Source organism: Bradyrhizobium neotropicale (assembly GCF_001641695.1).
Lineage (GTDB): Bacteria > Pseudomonadota > Alphaproteobacteria > Rhizobiales > Xanthobacteraceae > Bradyrhizobium > Bradyrhizobium neotropicale.
Map to the genome: position 1 here is coordinate 97,268 of NZ_LSEF01000100.1, position 18,706 is coordinate 115,973.

Annotated in this window: 13 protein-coding genes; 7 read left to right on the forward strand and 6 right to left on the reverse strand. The window is 67.0% G+C overall.

Translation table 11 applies throughout. The features are described from left to right. The first annotated feature begins 80 nt into the window (after window positions 1-80). From AXW67_RS33915 to trxA, 7 genes are all read left to right on the forward strand, one after another. On the forward strand, window positions 81-2,585 hold the full coding sequence (locus AXW67_RS33915) for a sensor histidine kinase (protein WP_063681427.1): 2,505 nt from the start codon (window positions 81-83) through the stop codon (window positions 2,583-2,585). Next, the gene (gene tsaE, locus AXW67_RS33920; protein WP_063681428.1) at window positions 2,582-4,105 is read left to right on the forward strand and encodes a tRNA (adenosine(37)-N6)-threonylcarbamoyltransferase complex ATPase subunit type 1 TsaE; all 1,524 of its coding nucleotides are present in this window, start codon (window positions 2,582-2,584) and stop codon (window positions 4,103-4,105) included. The genes AXW67_RS33915 and tsaE overlap by 4 nt, the downstream gene beginning before the upstream one ends. Window positions 4,106-4,194: 89 nt before the next feature. Beyond that, window positions 4,195-4,512 (forward strand): PilZ domain-containing protein, encoded by a 318-nt coding sequence (locus AXW67_RS33925; protein WP_063681429.1) that lies wholly within the window; start codon window positions 4,195-4,197, stop codon window positions 4,510-4,512. 122 nt (window positions 4,513-4,634) lie between these two features. Further along, window positions 4,635-5,357 (forward strand): nucleotidyltransferase family protein, encoded by a 723-nt coding sequence (locus tag AXW67_RS33930; RefSeq protein ID WP_063681430.1) that lies wholly within the window; start codon window positions 4,635-4,637, stop codon window positions 5,355-5,357. A gap of 231 nt (window positions 5,358-5,588) precedes the next feature. Continuing rightward, window positions 5,589-8,735, forward strand: a complete 3,147-nt coding sequence (gene addB, locus AXW67_RS33935; protein WP_063681431.1) for a double-strand break repair protein AddB — start codon at window positions 5,589-5,591, stop codon at window positions 8,733-8,735. Next, window positions 8,729-12,238 (forward strand): double-strand break repair helicase AddA, encoded by a 3,510-nt coding sequence (gene addA / locus AXW67_RS33940; RefSeq protein ID WP_063681432.1) that lies wholly within the window; start codon window positions 8,729-8,731, stop codon window positions 12,236-12,238. Before addB ends, addA begins: the two co-directional genes overlap by 7 nt. Window positions 12,239-12,305: 67 nt before the next feature. Then, entirely contained in the window at window positions 12,306-12,626 is a 321-nt protein-coding gene (trxA, locus tag AXW67_RS33945; protein WP_027550064.1) for a thioredoxin, read from the forward strand. A gap of 61 nt (window positions 12,627-12,687) precedes the next feature. Here trxA and AXW67_RS33950 read toward each other — a convergent pair whose 3' ends face one another. The 6 genes from AXW67_RS33950 to AXW67_RS33975 form a co-directional block, all read right to left on the reverse strand. Further along, window positions 12,688-13,401: a metallophosphoesterase family protein gene (locus AXW67_RS33950; RefSeq protein WP_063681561.1), complete on the reverse strand. Its 714-nt coding sequence runs from the start codon at window positions 13,399-13,401 to the stop codon at window positions 12,688-12,690. A 162-nt stretch (window positions 13,402-13,563) separates the two neighbouring features. After that, the gene (locus tag AXW67_RS33955; protein WP_063681433.1) at window positions 13,564-14,907 is read right to left on the reverse strand and encodes a bifunctional folylpolyglutamate synthase/dihydrofolate synthase; all 1,344 of its coding nucleotides are present in this window, start codon (window positions 14,905-14,907) and stop codon (window positions 13,564-13,566) included. Next, window positions 14,904-15,845 (reverse strand): acetyl-CoA carboxylase, carboxyltransferase subunit beta, encoded by a 942-nt coding sequence (accD, locus tag AXW67_RS33960; RefSeq protein ID WP_063681434.1) that lies wholly within the window; start codon window positions 15,843-15,845, stop codon window positions 14,904-14,906. Before accD ends, AXW67_RS33955 begins: the two co-directional genes overlap by 4 nt. A 112-nt stretch (window positions 15,846-15,957) precedes the next feature. Beyond that, the gene (gene trpA, locus AXW67_RS33965; protein WP_063681435.1) at window positions 15,958-16,794 is read right to left on the reverse strand and encodes a tryptophan synthase subunit alpha; all 837 of its coding nucleotides are present in this window, start codon (window positions 16,792-16,794) and stop codon (window positions 15,958-15,960) included. Beyond that, window positions 16,791-18,020 (reverse strand): tryptophan synthase subunit beta, encoded by a 1,230-nt coding sequence (gene trpB, locus AXW67_RS33970; protein ID WP_063681436.1) that lies wholly within the window; start codon window positions 18,018-18,020, stop codon window positions 16,791-16,793. The genes trpA and trpB overlap by 4 nt, the downstream gene beginning before the upstream one ends. Then, the gene (locus tag AXW67_RS33975; protein ID WP_063681437.1) at window positions 18,017-18,676 is read right to left on the reverse strand and encodes a phosphoribosylanthranilate isomerase; all 660 of its coding nucleotides are present in this window, start codon (window positions 18,674-18,676) and stop codon (window positions 18,017-18,019) included. Before AXW67_RS33975 ends, trpB begins: the two co-directional genes overlap by 4 nt. Window positions 18,677-18,706: the final 30 nt, after the last annotated feature.

The following is an 18,706-nucleotide window of genomic DNA, read 5'->3' on the forward strand; positions in this document are numbered from 1 at the left end:
ACGATGGGGATATTGTCGTTTGATTCGCGTGCGGCGGGGGAAAGTCGTCGCGCGTAAATTCGTGCGGTCTTGGGGCAATTATGTCAGGCGTGATCGTGTCGATGCGTCGGACGCTGCTGTCGTGCACATCGCTGGCGCGCAACGGCCTGATGGGAAGTGCGCTGGCGGCGTTGCTGCCGGCTGCGCCGGCTCAGGCCGCCGACCTCGTCGACACCCTCTCCACATTGCTGGACTTCAACCGGCAGGAAATCGCGGTGCTGACCACCGCGCTGGCGCTGCTCGGCTTCTCGGTCATGGCGGCGATCCTCTTGATGCGCACGCGCGTGCGCACGGCGAAGAGCGAGGCGCGGCTGCGCGCGCGGATCGGGGAACTGCAGCTCCAGGCCGACCGCTTCGGTGCGTTGCTGTTCGCCGAACCGCAGATCCTGATCTCCTGGCCGGCCGGCGACAACCGCGCGCAGATCTCCGGCGACATCTCCATGGTGCTGCCGCGCGACTCCTCACCACAGCGCGTGCTCGCTTTCGGAACATGGCTTCCGCCGGAACCGGCGCTGAGGATGGACCATGCGGTCGACGCACTGCGCGACCATGGCGACGGGTTCCAGCTCACGCTGACCACCGCCACCGGCCACACGCTGGAGGCCATCGGCCGCGCCATCGGCGGCCAGGCCATTGTCAGGATTCGCGAACTCTCGGGCCTGCGTCGCGAACTGGCCGAGACCAGCCTGCGCCACAAGGCGCTGCTCGACGAGACCGAGATGCTGCGCGGCTTTGCCGCCGCAGCCCCGTGGCCGATCTGGGCCAAGGCCGAGAACGGCGCGCTGGCCTATGCCAATCCGGCCTATGTGCGCGCGACCGAGGCGACAGGCATCACCGACGCCCAGCAGCGCAAGCTCGAACTGCTCGACAGCGCCGACCGCACCGCGATGGAGCGCGGCCTGAAGGACGCCGCCAACTTCACCTCGCGGCTGCCGATCGTGATCGGCGGCGAGCGCCGCATCTATGACGTGCGCGCCGTCAAGGTCGGCGGCGGCAGTGTCGGCGTGGCGATCGATGCCAGCGAAGCGGATGCGCTGAGCTCGGCGCTGGTCCGGATGGCGGAAGCGCATCGCCGCACGCTCGATCAGCTCTCCTCAGGGGTTGCGGTGTTCGATGGCCAGCGGCGGCTCGCCTTCTACAACGATTCCTATCGGCGGCTGTGGGACCTCGACCGCACGTTCCTCGATTCCAATCCCGACGATTCCAGCGTGCTCGACCAGCTCCGCGCCACACGCAAGCTGCAGGAGCAACCGGACTTCCGCGCCTGGAAGGCCAAGTTGCACGAGGCCTATCGCGCGGTCGAGACCGCCAAGGACACCTGGTTCCTGCCCGACGGGCGCGCGCTCTCGGTCGTCACCACGCCGAACCCGGAAGGTGGCGTCACCTATCTGTTCGACGACGTCACCGAGAGCCTCGATCTCGCCCGCCGCTTCGACGGCCTGATCCGCGTCCAGCGCGAGACGCTGGACAGCCTGGCTGAGGGCGTTGCGGTGTTCGGCAGCAACGGCAAGGCACAGCTGTTCAACCCGGCCTTCGCCCGGATGTGGAAGCTGTCGAGCGACGCGCTGCGCGAGGAGCCGCACATCCAGACCGTGGAAGGCTGGTGCCATCAGCTGTTCGACGATCCCATGGTCTGGCGGCAGATCCGCGAGGCCATCACCTCGATCGAGAGCCGCGGCGACGTGCCGCTGAAGCTGGAACGCAAGGACGGCAGTGTCCTCGACGGCATGATCCGGCCGCTGCCCGACGGCGCCACCATGCTGACGTTCCAGGACATCACCGACACCGAAAACGTCGAGCGTGCCCTGCGCGAGCGCAACGAAGCGCTGGAGGCGGCCGACCAGATGAAGGTGGATTTCGTCCACCACGTCTCCTACGAGCTGCGCTCGCCGCTCACCACCATCATCGGCTTCGCGCATTTCCTCAGCGATCCCTCGACCGGACCGCTGACGCCGAAACAGGCCGAATATCTCGACTACGTCACCAAATCGACCAATGCGCTGCTGGCGCTGACCAACAACATCCTCGATCTCGCCACCATCGACGCCGGCGCCATGAAGCTGGAGCTCGGCCCGGTCGACGTCAGCAAGACCATCGAGCTTGCCGCCGAGGGCATCCAGGACCGGCTCGCCACCGACCGCATCCGCCTCAAGGTCGAGATCGCGCCCGATGTCGGCAGCTTCGTCGGCGACGAGAAGCGCGTGGTGCAGGTGCTCTATAACCTCCTCGCCAACGCGGTCGGGTTTTCTCCACAGGATTCCACCGTCGGCATCAGCGCGCGCCGCACCGACCGCAGTGTGGTCTTCACTGTGACAGATTCCGGGCCTGGAATACCCGCCGACATGAAGGACAAGGTGTTCAACTGGTTCGAAAGCCGCTCGCAGGGCTCGCGTCACCGCGGGGCCGGACTCGGGCTTTCGCTGGTGCGCTCCTTCGTCGAGCTGCATGGCGGCAAGGTGCGGGTGGATTCGATCGTCGGCAGAGGCACGGTCGTGATCTGCGACTTCCCGACCGACCAGGCGGCGCATCGCGACGCCGCCGAATGACTGCACCGACCACATTCTCCGTCACGCTCGTCAACGAGACGGCCACCGCACAGTTGATGGCCGATCTCGCACTGCTGGTCGGCCCGGGTGACGTCATCGCGCTCTCCGGCGATCTCGGCGCCGGCAAGACGGCGGCCGCACGCGCCATGATCCGCTATCTCGCCGACGACGAGGCGCTGGAAGTGCCGAGCCCGACCTTCACGCTGGTGCAGGGCTACGAGCTGCCGCCGTTCCCGGTGCTGCATGCCGATCTCTACCGCGTGGAGGACGAGAACGAGCTCGAGGAGATCGGGCTGTCGCCACTGCCGGAGGGCACGCTCGTGCTGATCGAATGGCCGGAGCGCGCCCCATCGGCGATGCCTGCGGACCGCATCGAGATCGCACTGACGCACCGGCCGGCGCTGGACTCGACCGCGCGCGCCGCCGACATCACCGGTTACGGCAAGGGCGCTGCGCAAGTCGCGCGACTGAAGGCGCTGCGCGAATTCCTCGATGCGTCCGGCTATATCGAGGCGACGCGACGGCGCATGAACGGCGACGCGTCGACCCGCTCGTACGCACGACTGATGCGTGATGACGGCGTCGTCATCCTCATGAACTTTCCGCAGCGCCCCGATGGGGCCGCGATCTACAACGGAAAGTCCTACAGCGCCGCGGTGCATCTTGCCGAGAACGTCAAACCCTTCGTCGCCATCGACGAGGGCCTGCGCGCGGAAGGCATCTCCGCGCCCGTGATCCATCACAGCGATCTCGACCACGGATTCCTGATCACCGAGGATTTTGGCAGCGAAGGTGTGATCGAAGGCGATCCGCCGCGGCCGCTTCCCGAGCGCTATGAGGCCGGGATCGACATGCTGGCCGCGCTGCACGCGAAGGTGCTGCCGGAGACACTGCCGCTGGCGGCAGATACGACCTACGCCATTCCGGTCTTCGATACCGACGCATTGCTGATCGAAATCGGACTGATGCCGGAATGGTATCTGCCCGACCGCAACGCTCCGCTGAGTGAGGAGGCGCACGCCGAATTTGTCGCGATGTGGCGCGAGCTGTTGCGAAAGCCAATGGCCGCGCCGAAGACCTGGGTGCTGCGCGACTTCCATTCGCCCAACATGATCTGGCTTGCCGACCGCGCCGGCATCGAGCGCGTCGGCGTGATCGATTTCCAGGACACCGTGCTTGGACCGCAGTCCTACGACGTGGTGTCGCTGCTTCAGGACGCCCGGATCGACGTGCCCGAGAGCCTCGAGCTGACGCTGCTGTCGCGCTACATCAAGGAGCGTCGCGCACAGGACGCGGAGTTCGATCCGGCCGGCTTCGCCGAGCTCTACGCCATCATGTCGGCGCAGCGGAACACGCGGCTGCTCGGCACCTTTGCCCGGCTTAACCGCCGCGACGGCAAGCCGCATTATCTGCGCCACCAGCCGCGGATCTGGACCTACCTCCAGCGCTCGCTGGCGCATCCCGCGCTGGCTCATTTGCGCGAATGGTATCTCGCCAACGTCCCGCCGCCGCAATCCTGACCAGAAGCCCGATTTACCGGGTGTTAGCCAAGACGCCGGTAGTCTGGCAGCAAGGCAGCCGGATAACTACGGGGCTGGAGCAAGGGCAGATGGCGACGAAGACGGATCAGCGCGGGAACAGCCGGGTTGTTTTCGAACGCGGGATCCCGGCCCACATGATGGGGATCGACGGCACCTGGCGGCGCGACTGCACCATGGAGGACGTCTCCGAGGCTGGCGCCAAGCTGACCATCGACGGCTCCGTCGAAGGCCTGCATCTCAAGGAATTCTTCCTGCTGCTGTCGTCCACCGGACTGGCCTACCGGCGCTGCGAACTCGCCTGGGTCAATGGCGATCAGATCGGCGTCAATTTCCTCAAGCTGGGCCAAGGGAAGAAAAAGGCGCGTTCCACATCTGTCGGGGCGTGATGGCAACACCCGTCGTACAACCGTCACGGCGGGCGATTAAGGCGGTTGAGATGCGGTGCGGCTGGCCAAGGCCCGTGCTAGGATTGCTGCGAACGCGAAATCTGGAGGTCTGAGAAGCCAGGATGTCCGTCAAACCGACCAAAGCCATGGTGCTTGCCGCGGGGTTCGGCCTGCGCATGCGCCCCTTGACGGACAAGATGCCGAAGCCCCTGGTGTCGGTGGCCGGACAACCGCTGCTCGATCACGTGCTCGACAAGCTCGGCCAGGCCGGCGTGACCGAGGCGGTGGTCAACGTGCACTATCTGCCGGACCAGATCATCAACCACGTCGCGCACCGCCAGCATCCGCGCGTGACCATTTCCGATGAGCGCGACCAGGTGCTCGGCACCGGCGGCGGCGTCGTCAAGGCGCTGCCTCTGCTCGGCGATGCACCGTTCTTCCACGTCAATTCCGACACGCTGTGGATCGACGGCGTGCGCTCGAACCTGGCGCGCCTTGCGGAGAACTTCGACCCCGCGCGGATGGACATCCTCCTCCTGATGGCGCCGACCGCGACCAGCATTGGCTACAGCGGCCGCGGCGACTACGGGATGCTGCCGGACGGCGCACTGCGCAAGCGCAAGGAAAAAGAGGTCGTTCCGTTCGTCTATGCGGGCGCGGCGATCATGTCGCCGTCGATCTTCGCTGACGCCCCGAAAGGCGAGTTCTCGCTGACCAGGATGTTCGACCGCGCCAACGAGCAGGAACGCCTGTTCGGCCTGCGGCTCGACGGCGTCTGGATGCATGTCGGCACGCCCGACGCGGTGCATGCCGCGGAAGAGGCGTTTCTGGAGAGCGTGGCGTAGGCCCGCTCTCAGGCGCCGTAGGGTGGGCAAAGCGAAGCGTGCCCATCCTTCAGGCTGATGTTCGGATGAAGGATATGGTGGGCACGGCGCGAGCGCGCCTTTGCCTACCCTACGATGTCCCCGGGGCACGAGAGCCACCACGCCGCGAACAGCGGGGAACACCTCGCCCTCGCGCATGACCATTTGAGTCTGCCTCCCTATATTGGCGCCTGATTCCGAATCAGGCGGCCCATGCGCGTATTCAGCGTTCCCATCTCAGTTCCCTTTCTGCGCACGGTCGTCGCGGCCCTGCTCGACGGCCGGCTGGTCGAGGGATTCGAGGCGCGCAAGGAGCCGGCGCGGCTTGCCGACGCGACGCTGTACCTGCCGACCCGGCGCGCCATGCGCGTCGTCCGCGAGATCTTCCTCGACGAGATGACGGCGGATGCGGCGGTGCTGCCGCGCATCGTCGCGCTCGGCGACATCGACGAGGACGAGCTCGCCTTCGCCGACGAGGCCGAGCAGTTTTCGGCCGCCGCACCGCTCGACATTTCGCCACGGCTCGGCGAGCTCGAACGACGGCTGACGCTGGCGCGCCTCGTCGCGGCCTGGGCCAAGGGCCCGGTGCTGGCGCCGCTGGTGGTCGGTGGTCCCGCCTCGACGCTTGCGCTTGCGGGCGATCTGGCACGCCTGATCGACGACATGGTGACGCGCGGCGTCGACTGGAGCGCGCTCGATGGCCTGGTGCCGGACCAGCTCGATCAATACTGGCAGCACTCGCTCGAGTTCCTGCGCATCGCGCGCATCGCATGGCCCGGCCATCTCGCCGAGATCAACAGGATCGAGCCCGCGGCGCGGCGCGATCTTCTGATCGCGGCGGAAGCGAAACGGCTGACCGCGCATCCGAGCGGACCCGTGATCGCGGCCGGCTCAACCGGCTCGATGCCGGCCACCGCAAAATTCCTGCATGCGGTGGCTTCGCTGCCGCATGGCGCCGTGGTGCTGCCGGGGCTCGACACCGATCTCGACGAGGACGCCTGGCGGATCATCGGCGGCGTGCGCGATGCGCTGGGCAAGTTCGCGGAGCATCCGGCCTCGAACCATCCGCAATACGCCATGCACGCGCTGCTGCAGCGTTTTGGCATCAAGCGCAGCGATGTCGATATCCTCCAGCCGCCGGCGGAAGGCGGCCGCGATCTCCTCGCATCCGAATCGATGCGGCCGTCCGCGAAGACGGAGATCTGGCACGACCGGCTGAAGCAGCCCGATGTCGCCGCCAAAATTGCCGGCGGTATGACGAACCTCGCGGTCGTCGAAGCGCCCAATCCCGAAATGGAAGCGCTCGCGATCGCGATCGCGATGCGCGAGGCGCGGCATCTCGACAAGTCGGCGGCGCTGGTGACTCCGGACCGCGCACTGGCGCGGCGGGTGATGGCCGCGCTCACGCGATGGGACCTCGCCTTCGATGATTCCGGCGGCGACGTGCTGATGGAAACCCCCGCCGGCATCTTTGCGCGCCTCTCTGCCGAGGCGGCGACAAAAGGATTGGAGCCGCCGACGCTGCTGGCGCTGCTGAAGCATCCGCTGTGCCGGCTCGGCCGCGCGCCGGGTGCATGGAAAGCGGCCATCGAGGGCCTCGAGCTTGCAGTGTTGCGCGGCACGCGCCCGCCAGCGGGCACGGCCGGCCTGCTGCGCGAATTCAACCGTTTTCGCCAGGAGCTTGCAAAGCTATGGCACAACGAAGTTTCCGCGCTGCATCGCGCGGAGCCGCGCGCACGGCTCAAGGCGGAGGATCTCGATCGCATCCAGGCGCTGATCACCACGTTGCAAACGGCGTTGGCGCCGATCGAAAGCCTGGCGTCATCGAAGCCGTACGACTTCGCCGAGCTCGCGCACCGGCATCGCGAGATCCTGATCGAGCTGTCGCGCGATGAGCAAGGCATCCCGCTGGCCTTCGAAGAACGTGAGGGCCTCGCGCTCGCAGCTTCCTTCGACGATCTCCTGCGCGGCGGGACGACCAGCGGGTTGATGGTGCCGTTGGCGGACTATCCGGACGTGTTCCAGACCGCGTTCGGCGATCGCGCCGTGCGCCGGCCGGACAAGCCGGGCGCCCGGCTCCAGATCTACGGCCCGTTGGAATCACGCCTGATGCAGGCCGACCGCGTCATCGTCGGCGGGCTGATCGAGGGCGTCTGGCCGCCGGCGCCGCGCATCGATCCCTGGCTGAGCCGGCCGATGCGGCATGAGCTCGGCCTCGATCTGCCGGAGCGGCGCATCGGCCTCTCCGCCCATGACTTCGCGCAGCTGCTCGGCGCCGACGAGGTCATCCTCACCCATTCCGCCAAGGCTGGCGGCGCGCCGGCGGTGGCCTCGCGCTTCCTGCACCGGCTGGAAGCGGTCGCGGGCGATGCGCATTGGAAAGCCGCGACGCAAGCCGGCGAGAAATTCGTGAAGTTCGCGGGCGCGCTGGACCAGCCCGAGACGGTCAGGCCGATCAAGCAGCCCGAGCCGCGACCGCCGCGCGCCGCGCGGCCGCTCAAACTGTCGGTCACCGCGATCGAGGACTGGCTGCGCGATCCCTACACGATCTATGCCAGGCACATTCTGCGGCTCGACGCGCTCGATCCCGTCGACATGCCGCTCTCGGCCGCCGACCGCGGCTCGGCGATCCATGATGCGCTGGGCGAGTTCACCGAGACCTATGCGGCGCGTCTGCCTGACGATCCCGCGCGCGTGCTGCGCGAGATCGGCGAGAAGTATTTTGCGCCGCTGATGGAGCGCCCCGAGGCACGGGCGCTGTGGTGGCCGCGCTTCCAGCGCATCGCGCGCTGGTTCGGCGAATGGGAGACCGCGCGCCGCGACGCGATCGAGGCGATCACCGCGGAGACCCATGGCGAGATCTCGATCCCGCTCGACAACGAACGCAGCTTCCGCCTGTCCGCCCGCGCCGATCGCATCGAGCGGCGCCAGGGCGGCGGCTACGCGATCCTCGACTATAAGACCGGCCAGCCGCCAACCGGCAAGCAGGTGCGCATGGGCCTGTCGCCGCAGCTCACGCTGGAAGCAGCAATCCTGCGCGAGGGCGGCTTCCCCGACATCGACGCCGGCGCGTCTGTGAGCCAGCTCGTCTATGTCCGCCTCAGCGGCAACAATCCGCCGGGCGAGGAGCGCATCCTCGAGCTAAAGATCAAGCAAAACGACACGCCGCAGCCGCCGGACACCGCGGCCACGGAGGCCAGGGCCAAGCTGGAGGCGCTCATTCGTGCCTTCGAGGACGAGAACCAGCCCTACACCTCGCTGAACCTGCCGATGTGGACCAACCGCTACGGCGCCTATGACGATCTCGCTCGGATCAAGGAATGGTCGGCGGCCGGCGGATTGGGGATCGAAGAATGGTGAAGGCCCCGCGTCCCATTCCCGATGCGGTGCGCGCCACGCAGGCGCGCGCGTCGGACCCGACTGCCTCGGCCTTCGTGTCGGCCAATGCCGGCTCGGGCAAGACCCATGTGCTGGTGCAGCGTGTGATCCGCCTGTTGCTGTCGGGCGTGCCGCCGGAAAAGATCCTCTGCATCACCTTCACCAAGGCCGCGGCCGCCAACATGGCCGAGCGCGTGTTCACCACGCTCGGGCATTGGGTGACGCTGGACGATGACGCGCTCGATGCGGCGATCCGCGCCGCCGGCATTCCGTACCCCAACGCGAAGCTGCGGCGCGAGGCGCGAAAGCTGTTCGCCTGCGCCCTGGAAACGCCGGGCGGGCTGAAGGTGCAGACCATCCACGCGCTGTGCACCCGCCTGCTCCAGCAGTTCCCGTTCGAGGCCAACGTGCCGGCGCGCTTCGCCGTCATCGACGAGCGCGACCAGACCGACATGATGGAGCGCGCCAACCTGAAAGTGCTGCTGGAGGCGGCACGCGATCCGGAGACTGTGACCGGCCGCGCGCTTTTGACCGCGATGGCGAACGCCGCCGACGTCACCTTCAAGGAGGTCGTGCGCGAGGCTTGCCTCAGCCGCGATCACTTCATGGCCTGGACGGACGAGGCCGGCAACGCCGGGGCCGCGGCGGCGCAGATGGCGGCCGCGTTGGGCGTCGATGCCGGCGACCGCATCGAGGACATCGAGAACGAGATCCTCGACGGCCCGTTCCTGCCGCGCTCGCGCTGGGACGACATCGCCTTTGCGCTGGAGGACGGCAGCAAATCCGACAACGATCAGGCAGGCCGCCTTCGCGAGGCAAAGGTGTTTTCCGGCAGCGCGCAGGTCGACGCCTATCTCGGCGTCTTCCTCACCGATGAAAAAATGCCGCGCAAGGCGGTGCTGACCAAGAAATTCGCCGACCACAATCCGTCCGTCGCGCGACTGTTCGAGGCCGAGGGGCAACGCCTGGGCGGATTGATCGAGAAGCGCCGCGCCGTGACCGTGCGCGACCGCACCGAGGCGCTCCTGCACATTGCGACGGCTGCTGCCGCGAACTACCGCCGCGAGAAGCAAGAGCGCGGGCTGCTCGATTACGACGACCTGATCGACAAGACGCTGGCGATGCTGAACCGCGTCACCTCCGGCTGGGTGCACTACAAGCTCGACCGCGGCGTCGATCACGTGTTGATCGACGAAGCCCAGGACACGAGCCCGCGGCAATGGGACATCGTCGCGCACATCATCTCGGAATTCACTGCCGGCGAAGGCGCGCGCGAGGGGCTCAATCGCACGATCTTCGCCGTCGGCGACGAGAAGCAGTCGATCTTCTCGTTCCAGGGCGCCGCACCGCACGAATTCGACGCGCGCCGGCGCGAGCTGCACCGCAAGTTCACCGCCGCCGGGCTGAAGTTCGATCCGGTCGCTTTCACCTATTCGTTCCGCTCGGGCGCGACGATCCTGCACTCGGTCGATCACGTCTTCCGCGAGCCGGAGATCTACAAGAGCATCCACGCGATCGAGATCGGCCACCCCCTGCACAATGCGCTCGCCGATGCCGGCCCGAGCGTGATCGAGCTGTGGGACCTCGCGGAGGCCGACGACAGGCAGGACATCGAGGGCTGGCGCGCGCCGTTCGACGGCGTCTCCGTCACCAGTCCCGAGGTGAAGCTCGCCCGCCGCATCCAGGCCGAGATCAGGCGGCTGGTGGAGAGCGGCACGCTGACGGGGCACGAAGGTGCGCGGCGGCCGCTGCGCTATGGCGACATGCTGATCCTGGTGCGCCGGCGCGGCAATGCCTTCGACGCGGTGATCCAGGCGCTGAAACACGCCAACATTCCGGTCGCCGGCGCCGACCGGCTCAAACTCACCGAGCACATCGCGATCATCGATTTGATCAACCTCGCCGATGCGTTGCTGCTGCCGCAGGACGATCTCGCGCTCGCGGTGGCCTTGAAAAGCCCGCTGTTCGGCCTCGACGAGGACGACCTCTTCACGCTTGCCTGGGAGCGCAAGGGATCGCTGCGCCGCGCGCTCGGCGAACACGCGGCAACGAATGACAGGTTCAAGGCGGCGCTGCAGCGCCTGGAAGCCTGCGAAGCGCGCGCGCGCGACGAGACGCCGTTCGCCTTCTATGCATGGCTGCTCGGGGGTGACGGCGGACGCGCGCGGATCCTGCGCCGGCTCGGCTTTGAAGCCAACGACGCGCTCGACGAGTTTCTGGAGCTCGCGCTGAACTATGAGCGCAAGGCGCCGGCCTCGCTGCAGGGCTTCATGGCCTGGCTGCGCTCGGCCGACACCGAGGTGAAGCGCGACATGGAGATCTCGCGCGACGAGGTGCGGGTGATGACCGTGCATGGCGCCAAGGGCCTGGAGGCCTCGGTCGTCTTCATGGTCGATACCACGTCCTCGCCCGCGGACACGCAGCGGCTGCGGCTGATCCATGTGCCGCGCGGCAATGGCGGCGAGGTGGTGGTCTGGGCTGGTCGCAAGGCGGACGATCCAAAGCCGCTCGTCGACGCGCGCAAAGCGATGCTCGAAGAGACCGAGGACGAGTATCGCCGCCTGCTCTATGTCGCCATGACGCGCGCGGCCGACCGGCTGATCGTCGGCGGCTGCATGCCCGGCAACATGAAGACGGTCCGCAAGCTGAGTTGGTACGACCTGATCGACACCGGGCTCACGGGTTCGGGCCTTGAGAAGCAGACGGTCGAGATGCCGCATGGTCCGGTTACGCGATTCGCGCGGCCGGATGATGTTGCGGTGCTGGGGACGCCCGCGGCCTCGGCTGACCAGACCGTCGAGCTACCTGCCTGGCTGCGAACGCCCGCGCCGCGCGAGCTGATCGACGAGGATCCAGTGCGCCCCTCCGGGCAAGGCGCTGACGAAGGCCGAACGGTGCGGACCGGCGAATCAGTCCAGTCCCGCGCCCTGGCGCTGCAGCGCGGCACGCTGGTGCACCGTCTCCTGCAATCGTTGCCCGACATTGCCGCCGAGCGCCGGCGCGAGGCCGCGCTCGGCTTCATGGCGCGCAATGCCGCGGACTGGGCCGAGGCCGACCGCGCCGCGCTGGCCGACAAGGTGCTCGCCTTGATCGCCACGCCGCGCTTTGCGCCGGTCTTTGCCGCCGGCAGCCGGGCGGAAGTAGCCATCGTCGGCCGCCTGGAGCGGCCGGGCCGGCCGCCGGCGCTGGTCTCCGGGCAGATCGACCGGCTGGTGGTGACGCCGAGCGAGGTCCTGATCGTCGATTTCAAGACCAACCAGGTGGCCCCCAAGAGCGCGGCGGAAGCGCCCGCAGCCTATGTCCGGCAGCTTGCGCTGTACCGGGCGGTGCTCGCCCGCCTTTATCCCCAAAAGCCGATCCGGGCCGTCCTGCTCTGGACCGAGGCCCTTGAATATATGGAGATTTCAGCCCCCGCGCTGGACGCGGCGCTGGCATCCCTTCATGTCGGCGTGAGCATCCTTGACCCGGCAAGGACCCGTTCATAGGTTGACGACATGATCCCGGGCGCGATTCCAAGTCGCGCCGATTCTTTCAACCGAACGAGGTACTCCAATGGCCGTTGGCAAGGTTTCTGACGCCGATTTCGAAGCCGAAGTGCTCAAGGCGAACGGCCCCGTGGTCGTCGATTTCTGGGCCGAATGGTGCGGCCCCTGCCGCATGATCGCACCCGCGCTCGACGAGATCGCCGGCGCGATGGGCGACAAGGTCAAGATCGTCAAGCTCAACGTCGACGAGAGCCCGAAGACGGCATCGAAGTACGGCGTGATGTCGATCCCGACCCTCATGATCTTCAAGGGCGGCGAGATGGCCTCCCGCCAGGTCGGTGCGGCGCCGAAGGCGAAGCTGCAGCAGTGGATCACCTCCGCGGTCTGATCCGCGTCGCGAAAACGATTATTTCCGACAACGGCCGGCGAAATGCCGGCCGTTTTGTTTGTCAGGATTTGATCCAGCCTGTCGCCAGCGCGTTCGCGAGCTCCGGCTGGCCGTTGCTGCGTGCGAGTGCGGCCATCGCCTCGTGATCGTAGGCGATGTGGCGGAACGTGACCTGCCAGGCACCGTCAATCTGTTCGAGGATCGCGTAGCGCGCGTGCGGGGTGCCGGCCTCGACGACATGCGGAAACGGATGCTTGTCGCGATAGCCGGGACTGCCGACGCTGCCGGGATTGACGATCAGCCGGCCGTCGCGCACGCGCACGGCACGCGCGAGATGCGTGTGGGCGCAGAGGATCAGAGACTGCGTGATGCCTTGCGCGATGTGCTCGATGCGGTCGAGCGGAGACATGACCACCGTGCCGTCGGAATGCACGGTATCGAGCCAATAGACCTCATCGTTGTCCGGCGTCGCGTGGCACAGGAAGACCTGGTCGTGAAGGACCCGCGTCATCGGCTGCGCGCGCAACCAGTCGAGATGTCCGGACTCGAGCTGTGCATGCGCGGGACGGTCCCAGGAGCCCATCTTCTCCGGCGGCCGATCGAGGAGGTAACGGTCGTGATTGCCGAGCACGTGGATGGCGTCGAGATTCATCAGGATCTCGATGGTCCGCCGCGCGTCGAGCGGGCCGCTCAGCATGTCGCCGAGATCAACGATGTCCTTGATGCCGTGCGCGCGGATGTCGGCGAGGACGTCGGCAATCGCAGCAAATCGCATCGTCATTCTCACTCCCGCGCCCCGGACGCAGCGCAGCGCTGCCCTGACGATGCGAAGCATCGTCCAGTAACGGTGCGCTGCTGAGCCGGGGCCCATGCGGCCCCTGGGTCCCGGCCCTGCGTCGCGTCATTTCATGCCGCGCCGCGTCCGGGACGCGAGAGGCTATGCAGGAGGCGTGCCGTTGATGGCGAGCACGTGGCCGGCGAGATAGAGCGAGCCGGTGATCAGGATGCGCGGCGGCACCTCATAGGCGAGTCGGGACAACGCGCGCAGCGCGGCCTCGATGCCCGGCGCGATCTCGACGCGCATGCCGAAGCTGCGCGCGGCATCGGCGAGGCGATCGACCGGCATCGCGTTCTCGGTGTCCGGGATCGGCACCGCGATGATGTGCCGGGTGAGGCCGGCGAAATTAGCAAGAAAACCCTGCGCGTCCTTGTTGGCCATCATGCCGGCGATGACGACCAGAGGCCGCGACACCCGCTCCTCGAGATCGCCGAGCGCGGCGGCCGCGACGCGCCCGCCCTCGGCATTGTGCCCGCCATCGAGCCAGATCTCCGACCCCTGCGGTCCCCAGCCGAGCAGCTCGCCCGAGGTGATGCGCTGCATCCGCGCCGGCCATTCGGCGCCGACGATGCCGGCTTCGAACGCGGCATGATTGATCTTGAACGCGTTGGTGGCACGCAGCGTCGCGATCGCAAGGCCGGCATTGTCGAACTGGTGGCGGCCGAACAGGCGCGGCGCCGCCAGATCCATCAGACCGCGATCGTCGGAATAGACCAGCCGCCCATGCTCGACATTCACGTGCCAACTTTCGCCGGCGGCAAACAGCGGCGCACGCATGCGCTTGGCTTGCGCCTCGATCACGGCCATCGCCTCCGGCGACTGCTCGGCGCACACCACGGGCACGCCGCGCTTGATGATCGCGGCTTTCTCGGCGGCAATCGAGGCCAGGGTAGGCCCAAGGAAATCCATGTGATCCATGCTGATCGGCGTGATCACGCAGGCCGCGGGCGCATCGACGACGTTGGTCGAGTCGAGCCGGCCGCCGAGGCCGACTTCGAGCAGCACGACATCGGCCGGATTCTGCGCGAACAGATGGAAAGCGGCGGCAGTCTTCAGCTCGAAGACCGTTGCGGCCTCGCCGGCATTGACGCGCTCGACCTCTTCGAGCGCGGCGCGCAATTCGTCATCGCCAACGAACACGCCGCCGCTGAGGCGGCCGAGCCGGAAGCATTCATTGATGCGCACGAGATACGGCGAGGTATAGGCGTGGACGCGCAGGCCTGCGGCCTCCAGCATCGCGCGCAGATAGGCAAGCGTCGAACCCTTGCCATTGGTGCCGGCGATGTGGATCACCGGCGGCAGCTTGCGCTCGGGATGGCCGAGCCGCTCGAGCAGACGGTGCATCCGCTCGAGGCCGAGATCGATGCGTTTCTGATGCAGGGCCGAAAGCCGCCCGATCAGTTCACCGAGCGACGGCTTCGCGCTGTCGGCGGAGGCGTTCACGCGTGCGGCGCGGCCGGCGCCACCTCGGGGGCCGATACAATCTGCGCCGGGCTTACCACCGGCTGCGTCGGCTTCGATGCAGTCTCCGGCGCCGGCGATTTCGTCAGCAGGCGGCAGAGCCGCGCGAGCGTCGGACGGAGGTCATGGCGGTGCACGACCATGTCAACCATGCCGTGCTCCTTGAGATACTCGGCGCGCTGGAAGCCCTCGGGGAGCTTTTCGCGGATCGTCTGCTCGATCACGCGCGCACCGGCAAAGCCGATCAGCGCGCCGGGCTCGGCAATCTGCACGTCGCCGAGCATCGCATAGGATGCCGTGACGCCGCCGGTGGTGGGGTTGGTCAGCACGACGATATAGGGCTGCTTTGCCTCGCGGAGCATCTGCACGGCGACGGTCGTGCGCGGCATCTGCATCAGTGATAGAATGCCTTCCTGCATCCGTGCGCCACCGCTCGCGGCGAACACGATGAAGGGCGACTTCTTCTCGACCGCGAGCTCGAGCCCGCGCACGATGGCTTCGCCTGCGGCCATGCCGAGCGAGCCGCCCATGAAATCGAAATCCTGCACGGCGACGACGACGGCCGCGCCTTCAAGCTTGCCGTAGCCGACCTTGATCGCGTCGTTCAAATTGGTGCGCGCACGCGCATCCTTGATGCGATCGACATACTTCTTCTCGTCGCGGAACTTGAGCGGATCGGGGGTAACCTCGGGCAACGCCACGTCGAACCAGGTCTCGTTGTCGAAGATCGACTTCAACCGCGCCACCGCGCCCATGCGCATGTGGTAGTTCGAGCCGGGGATGACGAACTGGTTGGCCTCGACGTCCTTGTAGAACACGAGCTGCCCGGAATCCGGACACTTGATCCACAGATTCTCCGGCGTCTCCCGCCGCAGCATGTTGCGGATCTTCGGCCGGACCACATTGGTAAGCCAGTTCATGGTTTGCTCCGATTAGCGATTCCCGCTCCGGGATCGCCTGATGGGATATATGGCGGCCGGGGCATTTCCCGGCAAGCCGCCGTGTCGTCCGCCTTGCGAGCGGAATTATGGCCTATTCCGCCGCCTGCTGCGCGCCCCTGACGCCCTGGGCCAGGGATGCCGTCAGCTCGGCAACGGCGTTAACGGTCTTGCTGGTCGCCCGCCCCTCGGCATCGAGGCTGTTCTTGAGTGCATCGACCAGCGCGGTGCCGACGACCGCACCGTTGGCATGCGAAGCGATGGCGCGAGCAGCTTCCGGCGTACGAATGCCGAAGCCGACGCAGACCGGCAGCTTGGTGTGCCGCTTGATGCGGGCAACCGCCTCGCTCACGGCCGTGGAGTCCGCGGCCGCTGCACCGGTGATGCCGGTGATCGAGACGTAGTAGACAAAGCCCGAAGTGTTGGCGAGCACGGCCGGCAGGCGCTTGTCGTCGGTGGTCGGCGTCGCCAGGCGAATGAAGTTGAGGCCGGCCTTCATCGCGGGCAGACAGAGCTCGTCGTCTTCCTCCGGCGGCAGGTCGACGATGATGAGACCGTCGACGCCGGCGGTCTTGGCATCGGCGAGAAACTTGTCGACGCCGTAGATGTAGATCGGATTGTAGTAGCCCATCAGCACGATCGGCGTCGCATTGTCGTCCTTGCGGAAGCCGCGCACCAGATCGAGCGTCTTCTTCAGCGTCATGCCGGCCTTCAGCGCGCGCAGGCCCGCTGCCTGGATCGACGGGCCGTCGGCCATCGGATCGGTGAAGGGCATGCCGATCTCGATCACATCGGCGCCCGCCTTCGGCAGCGCCTTGATGATCTCGAGCGAGGTTGCCGGATCTGGATCGCCGGCCATCAGGAAGGTCACGAAGGCCGAGCGGCCCGCCTTCTTCAGCTCGGCAAAACGGGTGTCGATACGCGTGGTCACTTGGTCTTGCCCTTCAGGATGTCGCCGACCTGCGGCACGTCTTTGTCGCCGCGGCCGGAGAGATTGACGACCATCAGGTGATCTTTCGGCCGCTTCGGCGCGAGCTCCATCACCTTGGCGATGGCGTGAGCTGGCTCGAGTGCAGGGATGATGCCTTCGAGGCGCGACAGCAGCTGGAAGGCTGCGAGCGCCTCGTCATCGGTCGCGGAGAGATAGTTCACGCGGCCGATCTCGTGCAGCCAGGAATGTTCGGGGCCGATGCCGGGATAATCGAGACCGGCCGAGATCGAATGCGCGTCCTGGATCTGGCCGTCCTCGTCCATCAGAAGATAGGTGCGGTTGCCATGCAGCACGCCGGGACGGCCGCCCGCGATCGACGCCGCATGCAGCTGCGTGAGCCCGTGGCCCGCGGCTTCGACGCCAAAGATCTCGACGGAAGGGTCATCGAGGAAAGGATGGAACAGACCCATGGCATTCGACCCGCCGCCGATACAGGCGACCAGCGAATCCGGCAGGCGGCCTTCGACCTCCTGCATCTGCGCCTTGGTCTCGTTGCCGATCACCGACTGGAAGTCGCGCACCAGCGTCGGATAGGGGTGCGGCCCCGCCACCGTACCGATGCAATAGAAGGTGTTGTGCACGTTGGTCACCCAGTCGCGCAGCGCCTCGTTCATCGCGTCCTTCAGCGTGCGCGTGCCCGACTGCACCGGGAACACTTTCGCGCCCAGCATCTCCATGCGGATGACGTTGGGCTGCTGCCGCTCGACGTCGACGGCGCCCATATAGACCACGCATTCGAGCCCGAACCGCGCGCACAGCGTCGCGGTCGCGACGCCGTGCTGGCCGGCGCCGGTCTCGGCGATGATGCGCTTCTTGCCCATGCGCCGCGCCAGCATGATCTGGCCGAGCACGTTGTTCACCTTGTGCGAGCCGGTGTGGTTGAGCTCCTCGCGCTTCAGATAGATTTTTGCGCCGCCGAGATGCTCGGTCAGGCGCTCGGCGAAATAGAGCGGCGAGGGCCTGCCGACATAGTGCTTGAGATAGCCGTTCATCTCGGCCTGGAAGGCCGCGTCCGCCTTGGCCTCGTTGTAGGCGTTCTCCAGGTCGAGGATCAGCGGCATCAGGGTTTCGGCGACGAACCGTCCGCCGAAGATGCCGAAATGGCCGCGCTCGTCGGGACCGCTGCGATAGGAATTTGGTTTGGCGGTATTTTTGGCGATACTCATCGAACGCTCAACTCTTGGGTGGTGCGCGCGGCGCGAATGAAGGCCTCGATCAGCTCCGGATCCTTGACGCCGGGGGCGCTCTCGACGCCGGAGGACACGTCGACGCCGCCGGCACGGGTGATGCGCAGGGCGTCCGCGACGTTCTGGGCATGCAGGCCGCCCGAGACCATGTAGGGCAGCGCGAGCTTGAGATTTTCGAGCAGATGCCAGTCGAACGGCGCACCCAAGCCGCCTGGCCGCGTGGCGTCCTTCGGCGCGCGTGCATCGAACAGGATGCGATCGGCGACCGCGGCGTAGCCGGGCAGTGCGGCAAGATCAACCGCGGTCTCGACCGGCACGGCCTTCATCACCGGGCGGCCGAATCGCTGCTTGATGTCGCGCAGCCGCGCGACGCTCTCCTTGCCGTGGAGCTGGAAAATGTCCGGCGCCAGCGCGTCCATGATGTTGTCGAGCGTCGCATCATCGGCATCGACCGTGAGCGCCACCTTCAGCGCGCGCTGTTTCACCTGCCGGCCGAGATCGCGCCCCAGTTCCAGCGAGAGATGCCGCGGCGACGGCGGAAAGAACACGAACCCCACCATGTCGGCGCCCGCGTCGAGCGCCGTTTGAAGCGTCTCGCGCGTTGACAGGCCGCAGATCTTGACGAGCAGGGGCATGGTCTCAAAACGGGTGGAGGCCGCGCGTCC